The sequence below is a fragment of the Klebsiella sp. A-Nf5 genome, from assembly GCF_002810545.1.
GTDB lineage: Bacteria > Pseudomonadota > Gammaproteobacteria > Enterobacterales > Enterobacteriaceae > Klebsiella > Klebsiella variicola.
Window position 1 is genome coordinate 1 of the sequence record NZ_PIOG01000279.1, and the last position, 524, is coordinate 524.

1 protein-coding gene is annotated in these 524 nt (G+C 52.1%); it reads left to right on the plus strand.

Translation table 11 applies throughout. The features are described from left to right. Window positions 1–524, plus strand: a 524-nt coding sequence (locus CWM53_RS28150; protein WP_165785143.1) for a fimbria/pilus outer membrane usher protein, incomplete at both ends; no start/stop codon positions are given.

Genomic DNA, 524 nt, shown 5'->3' on the forward strand with positions numbered 1-524 from the left:
GAGGGGCTGGACAATAAGAACCAGGCGCAATGCATCACGCTACGCGAGGCTGTGCAGGGGGGGAAATATCATTTTGATATCTCCACCCTGACCCTCGCGCTCACTGTCCCGCAGGCTTTTGTTAATGAACTGGAAGCAGGCTATGCTTCCCCGGAAAGCTGGGACCGCGGGGTCAATGCCTTCTATACGTCCTATTATGCCAGTCAGTATTACAGCGATTATAAAAGCGCCGGGAATAACAAAAGTACCTTTGCCCGTTTTACCAGCGGTTTAAATCTATTGGGATGGCAACTGCACTCTGACGCCAGCTATAACAACAATGATTCTGGCGCCGGTGAGTGGAAAAGTAACACGCTTTATCTGGAGAGAGGCTTCGGCGAGATAGAGAGTACGCTTCGCGCCGGGGATATGTACACATCAGGCGATATTTTCGACACCGTGCGCTTTCGCGGGGTGCGCTTATATCGCGATATGCAGATGTTGCCCAACTCCAGGCGCAACTTTACGCCGATCGTTCAGGGGAT